16 protein-coding genes are annotated in these 17,175 nt (G+C 59.1%); 13 read left to right on the top strand and 3 right to left on the bottom strand.

Translation table 11 applies throughout. The annotated features are described in order from the left end of the window. Positions 1-341 precede the first annotated feature (341 nt). From N5D53_RS00240 to N5D53_RS00270, 7 genes are all read left to right on the top strand, one after another. Positions 342-1,466: a pyridoxal phosphate-dependent aminotransferase gene (locus N5D53_RS00240; RefSeq protein WP_279839030.1), complete on the top strand. Its 1,125-nt coding sequence runs from the start codon at positions 342-344 to the stop codon at positions 1,464-1,466. 140 nt (positions 1,467-1,606) lie between these two features. Continuing rightward, the gene (locus N5D53_RS00245) at positions 1,607-2,524 is read left to right on the top strand and encodes a LysR family transcriptional regulator (RefSeq protein ID WP_279839032.1); all 918 of its coding nucleotides are present in this window, start codon (positions 1,607-1,609) and stop codon (positions 2,522-2,524) included. 205 nt (positions 2,525-2,729) lie between these two features. Then, the gene (locus N5D53_RS00250) at positions 2,730-3,626 is read left to right on the top strand and encodes an NAD(P)-dependent oxidoreductase (RefSeq protein ID WP_279839034.1); all 897 of its coding nucleotides are present in this window, start codon (positions 2,730-2,732) and stop codon (positions 3,624-3,626) included. Between the two features lie 45 nt (positions 3,627-3,671). Further along, complete coding sequence (locus N5D53_RS00255; protein WP_279839036.1) at positions 3,672-4,253, top strand: amino acid synthesis family protein; 582 nt, start codon at positions 3,672-3,674, stop codon at positions 4,251-4,253. 103 nt (positions 4,254-4,356) lie between these two features. Continuing rightward, the gene (locus N5D53_RS00260; RefSeq protein ID WP_279839038.1) at positions 4,357-5,364 is read left to right on the top strand and encodes a 2-hydroxyacid dehydrogenase; all 1,008 of its coding nucleotides are present in this window, start codon (positions 4,357-4,359) and stop codon (positions 5,362-5,364) included. A 2-nt stretch (positions 5,365-5,366) separates the two neighbouring features. Beyond that, positions 5,367-6,812, top strand: a complete 1,446-nt coding sequence (locus N5D53_RS00265) for an aldehyde dehydrogenase family protein (RefSeq protein WP_279839039.1) — start codon at positions 5,367-5,369, stop codon at positions 6,810-6,812. A gap of 135 nt (positions 6,813-6,947) precedes the next feature. Continuing rightward, on the top strand, positions 6,948-7,832 hold the full coding sequence (locus N5D53_RS00270; protein ID WP_279839041.1) for a transporter substrate-binding domain-containing protein: 885 nt from the start codon (positions 6,948-6,950) through the stop codon (positions 7,830-7,832). A 101-nt stretch (positions 7,833-7,933) separates the two neighbouring features. Here N5D53_RS00270 and N5D53_RS00275 read toward each other — a convergent pair whose 3' ends face one another. Both N5D53_RS00275 and N5D53_RS00280 read right to left on the bottom strand, forming a co-directional pair. Beyond that, positions 7,934-8,599 carry an RraA family protein gene (locus N5D53_RS00275; protein ID WP_279839042.1) on the bottom strand — a complete coding sequence of 222 codons (666 nt, stop codon included), beginning with the start codon at positions 8,597-8,599 and terminating at the stop codon, positions 7,934-7,936. Between the two features lie 101 nt (positions 8,600-8,700). Beyond that, the gene (locus N5D53_RS00280) at positions 8,701-9,600 is read right to left on the bottom strand and encodes a LysR family transcriptional regulator (RefSeq protein ID WP_279839044.1); all 900 of its coding nucleotides are present in this window, start codon (positions 9,598-9,600) and stop codon (positions 8,701-8,703) included. Positions 9,601-9,749: 149 nt separating this feature from the next. On the opposite strand from N5D53_RS00280, the gene N5D53_RS00285 reads away from it, so the two are divergent. The 6 genes from N5D53_RS00285 (at position 9,750) to N5D53_RS00310 (ending at position 16,479) form a co-directional block, all read left to right on the top strand. Then, positions 9,750-11,102 (top strand): MFS transporter, encoded by a 1,353-nt coding sequence (locus N5D53_RS00285; RefSeq protein ID WP_279839045.1) that lies wholly within the window; start codon positions 9,750-9,752, stop codon positions 11,100-11,102. A gap of 52 nt (positions 11,103-11,154) precedes the next feature. Further along, positions 11,155-11,817: an RraA family protein gene (locus tag N5D53_RS00290; protein ID WP_279839047.1), complete on the top strand. Its 663-nt coding sequence runs from the start codon at positions 11,155-11,157 to the stop codon at positions 11,815-11,817. A gap of 265 nt (positions 11,818-12,082) precedes the next feature. Continuing rightward, a complete protein-coding gene (locus tag N5D53_RS00295; RefSeq protein ID WP_279839049.1) occupies positions 12,083-13,258 on the top strand; it encodes an MFS transporter in 1,176 nt (391 codons plus the stop codon). Positions 13,259-13,285: 27 nt separating this feature from the next. Then, positions 13,286-13,942, top strand: a complete 657-nt coding sequence (locus tag N5D53_RS00300; protein ID WP_279839050.1) for an alpha/beta hydrolase — start codon at positions 13,286-13,288, stop codon at positions 13,940-13,942. 125 nt (positions 13,943-14,067) lie between these two features. Further along, the gene (locus N5D53_RS00305) at positions 14,068-15,423 is read left to right on the top strand and encodes an MFS family transporter (RefSeq protein ID WP_279839052.1); all 1,356 of its coding nucleotides are present in this window, start codon (positions 14,068-14,070) and stop codon (positions 15,421-15,423) included. Positions 15,424-15,435: 12 nt separating this feature from the next. Next, complete coding sequence (locus N5D53_RS00310) at positions 15,436-16,479, top strand: hydroxyacid dehydrogenase (protein WP_279839054.1); 1,044 nt, start codon at positions 15,436-15,438, stop codon at positions 16,477-16,479. Between the two features lie 109 nt (positions 16,480-16,588). Here N5D53_RS00310 and N5D53_RS00315 read toward each other — a convergent pair whose 3' ends face one another. Next, positions 16,589-17,167 carry a TetR/AcrR family transcriptional regulator gene (locus tag N5D53_RS00315; protein WP_108078663.1) on the bottom strand — a complete coding sequence of 193 codons (579 nt, stop codon included), beginning with the start codon at positions 17,165-17,167 and terminating at the stop codon, positions 16,589-16,591. Positions 17,168-17,175: the final 8 nt, after the last annotated feature.

Consider the following 17,175-nt stretch of genomic DNA (forward strand, 5'->3'; position numbering starts at 1 on the left):
GCTGGCGTCCCAGCTGAGCCTATTTCAGGTACAAGTGAGAGATGTTTACTTGAACCTCGAGGTCTAAACAGCTACCCGTGCGCGCCAGCTAGTCCGAGTTGAATGAAGGCCAAAGCCCGTAATCACCGGGGTTAAGGCAGTCAGGCATAGCCTTGGGAGCGGTTCATTGCTGCCTTTTCAGGGCATGCCGAAGCGACTGTTCAATCAGGGTGTCTATTAACATAAAGGCATAACCTGTAGCAGATTCAGCATAGGGTGGTGAAGGGGTGTGACCCTATCATCGGAGCAAAACAACAGCATCCTGCTGGTGCCCTCGATAACTCCAATGACAAAGGATTCCCATGCCAGTCACCCTTAATCGCTTCCTGCAAGCGGCACGCCCTTCGGCAACCTATGAGGTCATGGACCGCGTCGCCGCCCGCAGAGCTGAAGGAGCCTCCATCATCTCCCTCAGTTCTGGTGAGCCAGATTTCGATACGCCGCCCCATGTCAGTGAAGCGGGTATCGCGGATATCAAAGCGGGGCACACGCGCTATACGCAGGTAGCGGGGCTGCAGCAACTGCGAGAGGCCGCTGCTGAGAAGTTTCAGCGTGAGAACGGGCTGCAGGTGGACTGGCGCAACACGTTGGTGTCGAGGGGCGGTAAGCAGGTGATCTTTAATGCGCTGGCGGCAACCCTCAACGAAGGCGATCAAGTCATCGTGCCTGCGCCTTACTGGGTGAGCTATCCGGAAATCGTGCAGTTGTGCGGAGGAGAACCGGTCATCGTGCCTTGCACCGCGCACAGCAATTTCAAACTGACTGCTGAGGCACTGGAAGCGGTGATCGGACCGCGCACTCGCTGGCTGATTCTCAACTCGCCGTCCAACCCTAGTGGAGCTGTATATAGCCGAGAGGAGCTTGAAGCTTTTACCCTGGCCCAAGTCACCCCGCTATTGGCCGAGCGAGTATTGACCATGAACGGTGTGTCCAAGGCCTACGCAATGACCGGGTGGCGCATCGGTTATGCGACAGGGCCGGCCTGGCTCATCAAGGCCATGGAGAAGCTGCAGGGCCAGCAAACATCCGGGCCTTGCACGATTTCCCAGCGAGCGGCGCTCGCCGCGCTGACGGGGCCGAAAGACTTTATCCGACTATCCCGCGTAATTTTCCAACAACGGCGGGACCAGGTGCTTAAGTGGTTGGCGGATGCACCGGGCCTGCGTTGTGAGGTACCGCAAGGCGCCTTCTACGTGTTTGCCTGTTGTGCAGAGCTGCTCGGCAAGGTCACGCCCAAGGGAACGGTACTGCGTAGTGACGAAGATGTGGTCAATGCGCTGTTGGACGAGGCCGATGTAGCGTTGGTGCACGGCAGCGCGTTTGGCCTTGGTCCGTATATCCGAATCGCCTACGCGCTCAATGATGACTCATTGCACCAGGCTTGCGATGCAATCGTGCGCTTCTGCTGCGCACTGCGCAGCGCATAGGCTGCCACCCCTAGACATATCACGTGCCCGACTCGAAACCCTGCAGATAATCCGTAGGCTGTCAGGGCCGGGCGTGCTAGTTTTGCCCGAAAGGCAGGGAAGTCACTCCTGCCGCGGGATGTAATCAGTCAGGTACAGCAATGAAATTTCGCCTGCGTCAGATGGAAGTCTTCCGAGCGGTCATGCTCACAGGCTCTATCAATGGTGCGTCCAAGTTGTTGTTTACATCGCAACCTGCGATCAGCCGGATCGTCTCTCATACCGAACAGACGCTCGGGCTAAAACTTTTTGATCGGGTCAAGGGTAAATTGATCCCTACGCCGGAAAGCGAAGCCTTGTTCCAAGAGGTGGAGGAATTTTACCAGCACGCATTGCGAGTTGATGAATTCTCGAAGAATCTGGCAGAAGGTCCCTCGGGTACGTTGAGCATTTCCACCAGCCCCTGCTTGAGCAAAGGTTTGATGCCTCGGGTCATCACCAACTTCCAGAAGCGCTATCCAAAAATTCGTATTCACTTCCATGCAACGCTGCTGAACAACATGGTTCAAGAGGTGCTGAGTAACAAGGTGGATATGGCGGTGTCGGTCCTACCTCTAGAGCATGCTCACCTGACAGCGACACCCTTCACAGAAGGACGGATGGTGTGTGTCGTGCCGCGCGGGCATGAATTAGGGCAACAGCATCAGGTAAGCATGGCCGACATGGCGCGCTACACCATCATTACCCATGACCCAGGCGTGCCGTTCGGCCAACTGGTCTCCGCGGCCTTCAAGAAAGCCGATGTGTCATTCACCAGCAGAATCGATATCCATCAAACCGATGTGGCGTGCTCATTTGTGCGAGCGGGGGCGGGTATCGCGATTGTTGACGAGTTTACCGTGGAGGGCCTGGGGTGGGATGAGCTACAAGTCATTCCCCTCGCGGACGAGATCAAGCTTACGCCGAGCATCGTTCGCTCCAGGTTCAGTCATGGTCGAACCTACGCTGACAAGTTCGTCGAATTGCTGCTACAGCAGGTTGAGAAGGAGCGAGGGCCGCTTTCGCACCTTGCAAACTAGATTTCTACAAGGTCAGGTACCCTGGGCAACGTCAGTTGTCCGGGGTGTGCTTGTTGCTCAGATTGTGTTGAAAAAGCAGGGTAGCGATTAACATAAAGGCATAGGGTGTGGTCAAAACAGCACTCGTCTGCGAGCTGTCACACTCCTAGTATCTCTAGTCATCGCCCTGTGCTACTGGGGCCTTTCAACTGGAGAGTTCTTCAACATGAAGATCGGATTGATAGGGGTCGGCAACATCGGTATTCACTTTGCCAACCGTCTGCTGGCAGCAGACCATGAACTGTTGGTGAATGACCGCAACCCGGTCGCGCTTGAAAAGCTTGCCGCCAAGGGTGCAATCATTGTCGAGAGCGCGAAAGAGCTCGCCTCTCGCGCCGAGATCGTCCTGCTCTGCTTGCCCTTGCCGCGCATCGTTTCCCAAGTGGCGGCAGAGGTTGCCGAGGGCAGTGCAGTGCGCATCGTGGTCGATCTCTCCACTACCGGCCCGACCGTAACCCATGAAGTCGAAGCGCTCCTGAAGGCGCGCGAAATCTCGCTGGTCGGTGCGCCGGTAAGCGGCGGGACCGTCGCGGCCGAGAAAGGCACCTTGGCTATCATGCCGGCAGGTCCTGAAGCAGCGTTCAAAGCCGTCGAACCGTTGCTGCAGGTACTGGGCAAGAACATCTTCTATCTCGGGGCCGACCCTAGCCTCGGCCAGACCATGAAGATCATCAACAACACGTTGTATGCCACCACCATGGTCGCCAGCAGTGAGGCCCTCGTTTATGGGGTAAAGGCCGGTCTGGATCCCAAAACCATGCTCGATGTGATTAACGTTTCCAGCGGCCGTTCGTTCGCCACGCTTGAGCGTATCCCGCAGTGCGTGCTTGACCGCAGTTTCCCCGTACGCTTCACCACGGAACTGCTGCACAAGGACGTGAAGATGTGTATGGACGAAGCCGAGAAGCTCGGAGTGCCAATGCAGGTCAACCCAGCGACCCGTCAGTTCTTGGCCTTTGCCCTGTCCCAGGGCGACGGCGACAAAGACAACGCTTACCCGATTCGTCATATCGAGCAATGGGCGGGTGTCGAGTTCGGCTCGAAGCCGGCCGATACCGAATAACTGCACCGTTTTCCTCCATCGCTTCCAAGAAACCAAGGAAAAACCATGTCCTTCATCCAGATCCGCAAGAAGCTGCTGAACGTCGAGAATATCTATCACGAAGGCGGTCCGGTACGTCACGAACCCATCAAGCAGGGCTCGATCTCGGTCATCATCCAGAACCCATATGCTGGCCGCTATGTTGAAGACCTTTCGCAGTTGGTGAATGAAGGCAAGGCGCTGTCCGAAGTACTGGTTCAGGAACTCATCGAAGCTCTGGGTGGCGTCGACAAGATCCAGGGTTACGGCAAGGGTGCGATCGTGGGCCTGAACGGCGAGCTCGAACACGGCGCGACCTGGCACGAAGCCGGTGGCTGGCCGATGCGTGCCGCGCTGCCGAAAGCCAAATCGATCGTTCCTTCGGCGAAGATCGTCGCGGCTGCAGGCACTCGCCTGTACATTCCTGTGCACCATATCGAAGCTGCCTATGTACGCAGCCACTTCAGCACCGTTGAGGTCGGCACCGTCGACGGCCCACGTCCTGACGAACTGCTGTTCGCGCTGGTGATGTCGACCGGTAGCCGCGTCCATGAGCGTCTGGGTGGCCTGCGCCCAGAGCAGATTTCGGTAGGTGACGGTCAGCGCTAAGCGCAGAGCGTCTGGCTAAAAGTGCATTTGGCCTTTGCGGCTGGGGAGCGGGCTCGTCCCGCTTCCTGCAAGGGCCCGTTCAATAAGAAAAAGGAGACATGCCGTGGAGCGATCCGCTATGCAGCCGCCATCGACCCCGCAAGCCGACGTAGCCGGAAAGAAACCAACGCTACTTGTCCTGGTGTTCATTTCCGAAGAGCACCGCGAGCTGGTGTCGCAGCAGTACGAACTCATCTACGCACCCAATCAGAATCTGGGGGTTGATCGCAGTAACGGCGCCGCGCAGATCGCCGCCAGAGGTAACGATATCCGGGTGGTGCTGACCAATGGCACCAATGGTCTGCTCGCCGAAGAAATCGCAGGGATGCCGAACCTTGAGATCGTCTGTACCTTGGGCGTCGGATTCGAGAACGTCGACCTCGGTGCTGCTCGTGATCGCGGCATTCCCGTGTGCAACGCTGCAGGAACCAATGCTCCAGCTGTAGCCGACCACGCCATGGCCATTTTGCTGGCCGCCATCCGCCGCGTTCCGTTCCTCAACAGTGGCGTGCGGACGGGATTGTGGCGAGATGACATCCCGCGCCCACCTCATGTTTCCGGTCGCAAGCTGGGGATCTTTGGCCTGGGCTCGATCGGTAAGGAAGTAGCCAAACGTGCCATGGGCTTTGACATGGAAATCGGCTATCACAGCCGTACGCGTCGGGACGAAACTGGCCTCCGCTGGTTCGATGACATCGTCAGCTTGGCAGAGTGGTGTGACTTCCTGGTAGTGGCTGCGCCGGGCGGTAAAGCGACTTATCACATTGTCAGCCATGACGTGCTCAATGCGCTGGGCCCTCAAGGGGTCATCGTCAACGTTGCGCGGGGGACCTTGGTCGATACCGATGCGGTAGCCGATGCCTTACGAGACAACCGTATCTGGGCGTGTGCGCTTGACTGTTACGAGAACGAACCCACCCCGCCGGCGCCGCTGCTGGAGTTTGACAACGCGGTGCTCACCCCGCACATCGGCGGCATTTCTCCTGAGGCCATTCACGCCTCAGTCGTGCGCTTTCTGGAGAACGCCGAGCGTCACTTCGCAGGCCAGCCGTTGTTGACCCAGGTGAACTGACGATGCCATTTGAAAACCTGATTGCCGGCGGTTGGGTTGCAGGCGCTCAATATGGCCTGAACCGCAATCCGTCGAACCCGGACGACATCATTGGTGAGTTTGCGCAGGCGGATTCGGCGCAGCTGGATATAGCCGTGGCTGCTGCGCTCAAGGCGTTCCCACAGTGGTCCACCGGCCCAATCCAAACACGCAGTGACGCACTGGATCGAATCGGCAGCGAGATTCTGTCGCGCAAGGAAGAGCTGGCAACCTTGTTGGCCCGGGAGGAGGGCAAGACCCGCAAAGAGGCGCTCGGTGAGGTCACCCGTGCAGGACATATTTTCCGCTTCTTCGCTGGCGAATGTTTGCGCCTGAGTGGCGAGGTCCTGCCTTCCGTGAGGCCGGGGGTTGGTGTGGAAATCACACGCGAGCCTGTTGGCGTCGTGGGGATTGTCACCCCCTGGAACTTTCCGATTGCCATTCCTGCCTGGAAAATTGCGCCTGCCTTGGCCTTTGGCAACTGCGTGGTCTTCAAGCCTGCTGATTTGGTCCCGGCCTCGGCATGGGCACTGGCCGAGATCATACATCGCAGCGGCATCCGGGCAGGTGTGTTCAATCTGGTGATGGGGCGAGGTAGCGTGATTGGCGACCCCCTGGTTACCCATCCGGGCATCGCTGCCGTGAGTTTCACTGGTTCAGTCGATGTGGGGCGGCGTATCGCCTTGCAGTGCGCCGAGCACGGCAAGAAAGTGCAGTTGGAAATGGGCGGCAAAAATCCGCAGGTGATTCTCGATGACGCTGATCTGAACGTCGCCGTCGAGCTCAGCGCCCAGAGCGCTTTCTTCTCGACAGGGCAGCGCTGCACCGCCTCCAGTCGCCTGATTGTGACGGAGAACATCCACGACCGTTTCGTTCAGGCCCTGACGGAGCGTATGGCATTGCTGCGCATAGGTGATGCCTTGGCTGAGGGTACCGATATCGGCCCGGCCGCCAGCGAGTCGCAGTTACATCAAAACTTGCAGTACATTGAAATCGCACGTGCCGAGGGCGCCGAGCTCGTGGCGGGAGGAGATCGCGTGGCGTGTCATACCGGTAGCGGCAAGCCAGGCTACTTCGTCGCGCCAACACTGTTCACGCATACCGGTCCCGACATGCGCATCAACCGGGAAGAAGTGTTCGGACCGGTCGCCAGTGTGATTCGCGTCACCGATTACGAAGAAGCGCTGGCCATAGCCAATGACACCGAATTCGGTCTTTCTGCAGGCATTGCGACCACCAGCTTGAAGTACGCCACACACTTCAAGCGGCACGCCCAGGCCGGAATGGTGATGGTCAACTTGCCTACGGCAGGTGTTGACTATCACGTGCCGTTTGGCGGCCGCAAAAACTCAAGCTATGGCCCACGAGAACAAGGACGTTATGCACAGGAATTCTTCACCACCGTGAAGACTGCCTATGTAGCTTCTTGAGTTCCAATAGCCTTGCGCCGGCGGGCGCAAGGCCTCTGTCGACCACATCCCCACGCCCTGAAAGACGGCCTGGTGGGAAAGTGTTGCCGAAAGTAATGACGTACCTCAACTTAATTACAATCAACGAGGCGTTCCATGAAACTTGCACTCTCTCTACTTTCGCTTGCGCTATCGACTTGCTTTCCCATGTCGGCCGCCGATGCCGAAGAACTGACCGGCACATTGAAGAAGATCAAGGACAACGGGGCAATCGTCTTAGCCTACCGTGATACCGCAATCCCATTTTCGTATGTCGGGATTGGGCAGAAACCCATGGGGTACTCATGGGATATCGCGTTGGCCATTGCCGAACAGGTGAAGAAAGAGTTGGGCATGCCAGACCTGCAAATACGCTCCAACCTGGTCACGGCACAGACACGCATCCCTTTGTTACAGAACGGTACTGTCGATCTTGAGTGTGGTGCCACCACCAACAACTCTGAGCGGCGTATGCAGGTAGACTTCTCGACGGACATTTTCGCAGTCGGCATCCGTCTTCTCACGCGCAAGAGCTCCGGCGTGATCGACTATCCGGACCTTGCTGGCAAGAACGTGGTAACGGCCGCCGGGTCGACATCTGAGCGCCTGATCAAAGCGCTCAATGCTGATAAAGATATGCGCATGAATGTGATCTCGGCGAAAGATATTGGCGAGGCTTTCATCATGGTCGAGTCGAACCGAGCGTCGGCGTTGATGATCGACGATGTGCTTCAGGCAGGCCTGAGAACGCGGGCAAAGCAACCGGACGACTGGGTCATCACGGGGACGCCGATCTCCTTTGAGAATTACGGCTGCATGCTGCGCAAGGATGACCCGCGATTCAAACGTGTGGTCGATAGGACCATCAAGGAGCTCTATTCGAACAAAGCCATCGAGCCGCTGTATGCGAAGTGGTTCACCAGCCCAATCCCACCCAAGTCCATGAACCTGAACTTCCCGATGAATGATGCGCTGAAGGTGTTGTACAGCACGAATCAATAACTGTTGTGCATGGACCGGGCGAGCAGTGCCAGTATGAACGTCTTGAAGCCGCCCGCGGGGGCATTTTCCACGTCGGACTGGCGCTGATCACACCTGTGGTATCAATCTGTTAACCCGGCCTTTTCCAGCACCTTGTCCAACCAGGATTGATCCAACGCCCCAGTTGCAATTTCAGCTTTTACCCGCTCTTCATGGGCTTCATGAGCGCGGGCCTGGGACAGCACCTGCTCGGCTACCGCCTGTGGGAATGCCACGACGCCATCTTCGTCACCGACGATGATGTCGCCAGGGTTCACCACCATGCCTCCAACTGACACCGGTACGTTAATTTCGCCTGGGCCGGTTTTGTAGGGGCCGCAATGCACTACGCTGCGCGCATAGCAGGGGCTGGAGCGGAAGGAATCCACATCGCGAATCGCGCCATCTACGATGAACCCCACGCAGCCGCGTTGTTCGGCGTACAGCTTGATGAGTTCGCCGATCACCGCATTGTTGGTGTCGCCTTGGGCGTCGATCACCAGCACGTGGCCCGGTTCAAGCAAGGTCAGGGCCTTGTAAATGTACAGATTATCTCCGGGACGAGTCTTGATGGTCAGTGCGGTACCCACCAGCTTGCCCGTCATGTTGTAGCGGGTAAGGCCCCGAGCGCCGATGTGGCGACCAAGGTTGTCGCTGATGTGCGGGGTGACTACCGAAGCGAACGCTTCAATGAGCCAGGCGGGGGCCAGAGCGGGTGAAGCGAGGATTCGGGACCCGGGTAATGACATGCTCAATCTCCTGGATGAAGGGTAACCATCGTGATGTGCGGCGATGTTAGGAGAGAAAAGCCTTTGCTTTTAGCGATATTTTTTTATAAAAAATAATCGCCTCAGGTGATGATAAGTCGGTTGAAATCACACGCATGCTGGGCGAGGCGCGTCACTTCCACCGCCAACCCCTGATATCGGTCGGCCCTATGAACACAGACATAATTGATGGTTGGTAGTGGCTGCTGCGTGTGAATCACCTTCAAGCGCCCTTGGCCGATCAGTGTGTCCATGCAGGCGAGCGGCAGGTAGCTGATGCCCACACCTGAGATGGTCAGGCCAACTTGTGCAACGAGGTAGTTGCTGGTCAGGGTCTTGCCCAAGCGGATGTCATGCTCGGCCAGCCAGCGCTCGTAGGTCCGGCCAGTCCCGGAACTGCCGCCCTGAGTCAATACGGTGAAGGTCGACAGAGTGTGTAGGTCGATGGCGCCTTCGCCTGGATACAAGGCTGGTGCACACATCCATGCGTTTTCAACGGCCTGCAAGGGCGTGCTGATGAAGCGCGGATCATGGAAGATGTCGGGCACCACGATGAGGTCGAGCTCATCGTCTTCCAGCCGACGCAACAGGTCGGTGCTGAGTTCAATGGAGGGCTCCAGATCTACCCGTGGGTAGGTCTGATGAATGCGCTCCACCAGGGAGGGCAGCCAGGTCAGCGCGGTGAGTTCCGTCACCCCAAGGCGAAACCGCCGGATCAAGGTTTCCTTCGAACTGATGCGTTCAAGCATGTCGTCACGCCGGCGGAGCATATCCACCGCGCAGCCATGCAGTTCGATGCCCTTCTGTGTAAGCCGAGCACTGCGCTTAGAGCGATCGAAGATCGATACACCGAAGGCGTCCTCGAGCTCCTGTACCCGCTTGGAGATCGCCGACTGCGACATATTCAGTTTAGCGGCCGCGGCCTCGAAACTGCCCAGCTCGACAATCCAGTAAATGGCTTCGATCTGCTTAAGAGTGATCACGTGTGTTCCTCGGCGAGACTGCTGTAGGACGAGTGGGGTGCTAATTGTCCACCAAAAGTGATGATTAGAGTTGAGTTTTTGTCGCTTTTTTTCTTCTATTGCCGTGCCTAGATTACCCGCCGAATTACAACAACAAGGGTGTGCAGATTATGTCGACCGCTGAAGTGGCCCATGCCAAAGGGCGCAGCAGTTACCGCTGGATCGTTGCCGGAATGATTTTTTCCATCTACACCATCGCAGCGGCGGACAGGGCCAATCTGGGTGTCGCGCTACCATTCATCCGGCAGGAGTTCGAGATGAGCAACGCCCAGGCTGGCGGGCTCATGAGCCTGTTCCTGCTGGCCTACGCACTGGCGCAGATTCCGGCCGGGCTGGCGTTCAGCAAATATGGCGTCAGCCGTATCCTGCCCGGGGCAATGATCATGACCTCTGCGCTGACCGGTCTGGTCGGCACGGCAGGCTCGCTGTTGGCATTGAAGCTTTATCGCCTGGGCCTGGGCGTGGCGGAGGGCCCATTACCGATCAGCATGACGACCACCATCAACAACTGGTTCCCGCCTCGGGAAAAAGGCATTGCGTCAGGGATCTTTTTGTCGGCGGTGAAGTTCGGTCCGGTCATCGTACCGCCCCTGTGCGCCGTGATTATCTCGGTGTGGGGCTGGCGCGAGGTGTTCTACTTTTTTGCGGTACCCGGGATCCTGCTATCGATCGCCTGGTATTTCATGGTCGCTGATCACCCCTCCAGGAGCCGCTTCGTCAACCAGGCTGAACTGGATTACATCAGCGACCCGACGGCGGTCGGCGGCACCCAGGCACGCGCTCGCAGCAATGCCGGGCGAGCCACAGCAGTTATCTTCCGTCGGCTGGATGCCTTCATACGTCGCCGCGAAGTTTCGCAGCTTGAAACCCGACGCGAGGTTTTTGGCTCTTGGCAAATCTGGGGCAGCGCGCTGAGTTACTGCTTCCAGTTGGGTGTTTCTAGCGTGCTGCTGGCCTGGATCCCGACCTACCTGATGACCGTCAAGGGCTTCTCTGTGATGAACATGGGTCTGGTTTCGGCGGCCCCGTGGGTCGGCGCTGTGCTGGGCAACCTATTGGGCGGCTACTGTTCGGACCGCTGGCTGGCCGGGCGTCGCAAGCCCGGGATGCTGCTGTCGGCGCTGGGCACCTCGGTGATGATGTACCTTTTGATCAACTCGCCGGCTGAGCCGTTGGCGTATGGGCTGCTGCTGATGACCACGGGCGTGGTGCTGAGCCTGGGCTTTTCGTCCTATATGGTCTACCCGATGGCGCTGGCCAGTAAACAGACGTTTCCGATTGCCAATGCCATCGTCAACATGGTTGGCCAACTGGGCGCCGCAGCCACGCCATTCCTGACCGGTCTGTTACTCGACAGCTATGGCTGGAGTTACGTCTTCTCCTACCTGGCGATCGGTTCGTTCGCCAGTTTCGTGTTGCTGTTGACCATCATCGAGCCGGCGCCCCGCGCTACCGCATCCTGAATCGAGCCGGTACCGACTCCCGCCATTTAATTACCGTTCCAAGGAGCTGCAGATGACTACCGAAGACAAAGAACTGGTCGCGTTGTTCGAAGGCCTCGACACCCCGGGCGTATCCGATGCCATGGACAAACTGGGCTTGCCGGGGCACTGCTTTGGCGTGATGCCGTTGGTCGACTACAAGCAAGTGGTGGTCGGCCCTGCATTCACCGTCCGCTATGTGTCTGCCAGTGTGCCGCCCGGGACCGTGGGTGATTTCATCGAGGAGGTGGGCGAGGGCGATGTGGTGGTGATCGACAATGACGGCCGCACCGATTGCACCGTCTGGGGCGACATCATGACCCAGTACGCCGGCTCGCGGAAAATCGCCGCGACTGTGATCGACGGCGTATGTCGGGATGTCAACAAGGCATTGGGTGATGGCTACCCGCTGTTCACCAAAGGCCGATTCATGCGCACCGGCAAGGACCGGGTCGAGGTGGGCGCGGTCAACGAGCCGGTGTCCATCGGCGAGGCGCGGGTGTGCCCCCGGGATATCGTCGTGGCTGACGCCAATGGCGTGGTAGTGGTGCCACGCGGACGTGCCCGTGATGTTGCCCAGCTTGCCCGCCAGATCGAAGCAGTTGAAGCCGATATTCGCGCCGCGATCAGCCAGGGTAAAACTTTAAAGCAGGCCCGCGAAGACCTCGGTTACCACACCCTACAGCGCAAAGGGTAAGGCCACGAGAGCCTGCCGCAGGCAGGCCCGCTCACTCAGGCAGGCGCGCTTCAATACAGGCGAGCCTCCTGTTTTCCCCGCGACTAATTGCGTCAACACTGCGTCGTCCTGCATAGCTGAAATGCCGGGATTGAATAGCAGCCATTTGTTCATCCCAGTAGAATTCTGCAGTCGCGCGATGCGCTTTGCGCGCAACAGTGCCCCTCGAAACACGTTGGCGAGGGTACTCACCCGCGTCGATCTTCTCCGTACATGAAGGCCGTTTGTGAACGCTCCTCTACGCCTCCCCGGACCCGTCGGCATCATTTGCCTGGGAGTACTCCAGATCATGGTCTGGGGTGGGTCCTTCTTTATTTTGGCGGTGATGGGTGAGCCCATCTTGCGCGAGACCGGCTGGGATGGCCACTGGGTCTATGGAGCGCTGTCGCTCAGCTTAATGGTGTCCGCACTGCTTGCGCCGCTGGCCAGCCGCCTGGTGGTTCGCTACGGTGGTCGCCTGCAGATGGCCGCGAGCGGAATCGTGGTGGGGGCGGGGCTGTTGATCGTAGCAAACGCTCACAGCCTGCAAGTGTTCCTGCTCGCCTGGGTCGTCATTGGCGTCGGCATGGCCATTGGTCTTTACGAAGCCCTGTTTGCCACTCTCGGCGCCTTGTACGCCGAGCGGGCGGGCAGGGCTATCACTGGCATCACCTTGATCTCTGGTTTCGCCACCACCATCACCTGGCCGTTGGTGGCGTTCGCAATAGAGCAGTTCGGCTGGCGAGTTACCTGTACCGCTTATGCGGTGATGCTGATTGTCGTGGTCGCGCCTCTGTACCTCTGGGTACTGCCTGCGGGCCCGCACGGGGCCACAAGCAAGCCTGTGGCGGCGGCGACTGATGTCAGCGTGGAACGACGTCAGTACCTGCTGCTTATGTGGATCTTCGCGATTGGCGCAATCATCATGACTGCGGTTTCAGTGCAACTGGTGGCAGTGCTGCAGGGGTTGGGCCACAGTCTGGCTACGGCGATCGCCCTGAGTGCGCTATTGGGGCCCAGCCAAGTGGCTTCGCGCGTGCTGCAGATAGTCGCCCGCAAACGTCACCCGATTTGGACCGCATTGGTGTCTTCAGTGCTAGTGGCCGTGGGCGTGGCACTGGTTGCGCTGGCGCCTGGCGCAACGGCACTGGGGCTGTTGCTTTACGGCTGCGGCAATGGCCTGCGGGCCATTGTCCGGGGTTTGCTGCCCCTTGCGCTGATGCCGCCGGCGCAGTACGTCGCGCTGATGGGCAAGATGTCGCGGCCTTCGCTCATCGGTCAGGCGCTGACGCCGCTGGTCGGTGGCTACCTACTTCAGCACTTTGGTGCCATGGGTGTGCTAGCAACGCTCGCCGCCTTGGCCGCCGTCAATGTCGTGCTGGTGCTACTGGTCATGCGGTCACTGCCGGGCCGGCCTGCGTGAGCGCCAACCATCAAGGAGTCAATTGCAATGTCACAATTGGACCGTGAAGAACTCCTAATCGATGGGCCGGTGGGCAAGCTCCACTTGCTGCTCGACCATCCATCAACTTCACCGAAAGGGGTGGTTATCGTCAGCCATCCGCAGCCGTTGTTGGGCGGCAGCCCTCGGCACATCGTGCCAGTGACCCTTGCCAGACAGTTGTGCGCCTGTGGCTGGCTGGTGGTGCGGCCGAGTTTTCGCGGCGTGGGGTTAAGCGAGGGCAGTCATGATGGCGGCATCGGTGAGACTGCGGACAGCCAGGTGGTGCTCAAGCACATGGCGGGAATCATGCCAGGGCTGCCCATCGCCTTGATCGGTTTCTCCTTCGGCGCCTATGTGTTCGCCAGGCTGGCCAGCGCAGCGGCGGGAGAGTTTGACGCCTTGGCCCTGCTGGGGCTGCCGGTCGGCGATGTACCAGGGGGCCGCCATTACCCGGCGCCGGACCTGCCCGACGATTGCCTGCTGGTGCACGGCGGGTGTGACCAGATGGCACCCCTGGTCAGCCTGATGGACTGGGCCGCTGGCGAACACCGCCGCGTATCGGTATACGCCGGCGCCGACCACTTTTTCAAAGGCTGCCTGAGCCGGGTCGGAGAAGAAGTCTGCCGCTACCTGCAGGACAAACGGCCCGAACGCCCGGCTTAGACGGCCATGCCTGCCAGGCATAGCTGTTAGACCTGTGGCCCCTCTTCCCCCAAAACGAGGCTATGCAAAGCTGTACCCGAGTTGGCAAAACAATAACAACATGGGTAGCGATCATGAATGCAAACATGAGCACGGCACGTCCGTTGACGCGCAAAGAGCGTACAACCGCAATTGTGGGTGTGTGTTCCGGCAACTTGGTGGAGTGGTACGACTTCTTCATCTACGCCTACACGTCGATCTACTTCGCATCACTGTTCTTCCCTGCTGGCGACCAGACCAGCCAACTACTGGCAACGGCCGGTATCTTTGCTGTCGGCTTCTTTATGCGCCCGCTGGGTGGCTGGATTTTCGGCTATATCGCCGATACCCGTGGGCGCAAGATCTCGATGATCATCTCGGTGTTCATGATGTGCGGTGGCTCGCTGATGATCGCGGTCATGCCCACTTATGCCACGGTAGGTGTCGCAGCACCCGTTCTGCTAGTGATAGCCCGCCTGATGCAAGGGTTGTCGGTGGGCGCAGAGTACGGCACCGGCGCCACTTATATCAGCGAGGTATCCCGCGCCGGGCGGCGATCGTTCTACGGCTCGTTCCAGTACATGACGATCATTGCCGGGCAACTGCTGGCGCTGCTGACCGTTGCGGTGCTGCAACTGGTGCTGTCGGAGCAGGACCTCAAGGCTTGGGGCTGGCGGGTGCCGTTCCTGATTGGCGCGCTGGCTTCGATCGTAGTGGTGATCCTGCGCCGTACCATGCGCGAGACAGCCACTGAAGAAGGAATGAAGAGCAAAGAATCTGGCTCGCTCCGAGGCCTGATGCAACACCGTCGCGCGGTGCTGCTCACTTTCACCATCACCATTGGCTGCTCGCTGTACTTCTATACCTTTACCGCTTACATGCAGAAATTCCTGGTAGTGAGTGTCGGCATCCCGGCCCCCACAGTGAGCATCATCATGGCTTGTGCATTGGTGATCTTCATGCTGGCGCAGCCGGTGTTCGGCATGCTCGCTGACAAAATCGGCGTGCGCCGCAACATGATCTTGTTCGGCCTGCTATCCACCTTCCTGGTAATCCCGTTGCTGTCTGCGATCAAGACAGTGCAGGACCCGCTCGCAGCCTTTGGGCTGGTGCTTGCCGGGTTGCTGATCGCAGCCTTCTATACCCCGGTCACCGGTGTGCTTAAGGCAGACTTCTATCCGCCGACTGTGCGCGCGCTGGGTGTGGGCTTGCCTTACGCAGTAGGGGCCGCGATGTTCGGCGGTTCGGCCGAGTATGTGGCGCTGTCCTTCCGCTCTGTGGGAATGGAACAGTACTTCTACCTGTACGTGGCCGCGATCGGCGCCATCACCCTGGTGTCGGCCCTGCTGATGCCAGATCTTGGCAAACACGGTTACCTCGATGGGGACGGCAAGGTCGAAGAGAACATCGGCGTACGCAAGTTCATGGGGCGTAAATCCCTGCCTACCCACCCCAGCCATTGAGGCAAGGCGAGCATGACTACTGAAAGGAAGAAGATCGTGCGCTTCGACGTCTGGTATCACCCGGTGATGGCTCAGATCCTCGAAGCTTCGCCCGATGTCGTGCTGCAAACCGTCGCCCGTGACCAGCCGCCTGCCGTCATCCTGCAGGCGCTGCGCAACTGCCAGGTGTATCAAGTACCCTCGGCGCGGGACGAGCTCCCGCGGCAGTGGTGTGTCACCGAAGCGCTGCTCCGCCAGTTGCCTGACCTGCTCTGTGTCTCGACCAATGGTGCAGGCTTTGACACAGTGGATGTCGAAGCTTGCACTCACGCGGGTGTCCTGGTCGTCAACCAATCGGGCGCCAACGCCCAGTCGGTGGCCGAGGCCACGGTGGGGTTGATGCTCGATTGCGCGCGGCGGATCAGCGAATCGGACCGGCGCCTGCGCCGGGATCGCGGGTTTTCTCGCGAAGACCTGATGGGTAGCGAGTTGTGCGGCAAGAGCTTGGGTCTCATCGGTATCGGTGAGATTGGTACACGTGTCGCACGCATAGCCCAGGCCCTGGGCATGCAGGTGCTGGCCCATGATCCCCTGCTGAGCGCGGAACAGATCGACCAGCGGGGCGCTACCAGTTGCACGTTGCAGAGCCTGTTACAGCACAGTGATGTAGTCTCACTGCATTGCCCACGTCTGGCTTCGACTTTGAACCTCATGAACGCGTCGGCTTTCGCAGCGATGCGCAAAGGGGCGGTATTCATCAATACTGCACGTGGCGGCTTGCATGACGAGGTCGCCCTTTATGACGCGTTGGCCTGTGGCCATCTTGGCGCAGCGGGAATCGACGTTTGGGACCAAGAGCCGCCTGCGTTGGATCATCCTCTGCTTGGCCTTGAAAACGTGGTCGGCCTCTATCACACCGCAGGCGTCACCCGCGAGGCCCGCAAGCGCATGGGCACGTGGGCGGCAGACCAGATTCTGCAGTTGCTGCGCGGGGAGCCGGGGCCACGCATGGTCAATCCGCAGGCGTTTGAAGCGTTCCGGCAACGGCTGCAGGCCAAGAACCACCGCGATACCTGATGCCGCTTGAAGCTGGCTCTGGCGGGCGCTGATCCGCCAGAGCATGTCCTCCCCACCTTGGTGTCCCGCTTATGGCCTTATCGCGGGCTGTCACATTCAAGGCAGTTTGTCAGGCGGGGCATTCCTCGGGCTGGAGCAAGGCATTGCACATCCGCAAGATGTGCTGCTCGATCCAATTTTCATCGAAGGCCGTATTGCCTACCCGCAGACTGTTGCCGCTTTCGATGATCGCCAAGATGGCAACGGCAGTTCGGTCAGGGTCGCTCACGCAGTACCTGCCGATAGCGCACCCCCCCTCGATAATCTGGCGCAGTGGCTCGGCCAGTTGCCCCATTGCCCGCTCCAGCCAGAGCCTGTGGCGGTCGTCCAGGTGCCTGACTTCGTGACGAAGGACCATCTCCTCCTGGGGAAGGGCCACTTGCCGTGCCAGCGCAAAACGCACATAAGCATGCAGATCTTGAGATTGGGCGCCGTTTTCCCAGGCCTGCTTGCGGCGTTCGATGATGTCGAGCACTACATTGAGCAGCAGATCCTGTTTGCAATCGACGTGATGGTAAAGGCTGCCGGGAAGAATGCCGACGCGCAGGGCCAGCTTTCTCATGGTCATGGCGGTATAGCCAATCTCGACCATCAGTTCGGTTGCAGCCTGGGTCAGGGAGGAGGGACAGGCACGGGCAGCTTCAAGCATAGGCCGGC

This window comes from Pseudomonas sp. GD03862 (assembly GCF_029840855.1).
Taxonomy (GTDB): Bacteria; Pseudomonadota; Gammaproteobacteria; order Pseudomonadales; family Pseudomonadaceae; genus Aquipseudomonas; species Aquipseudomonas alloputida.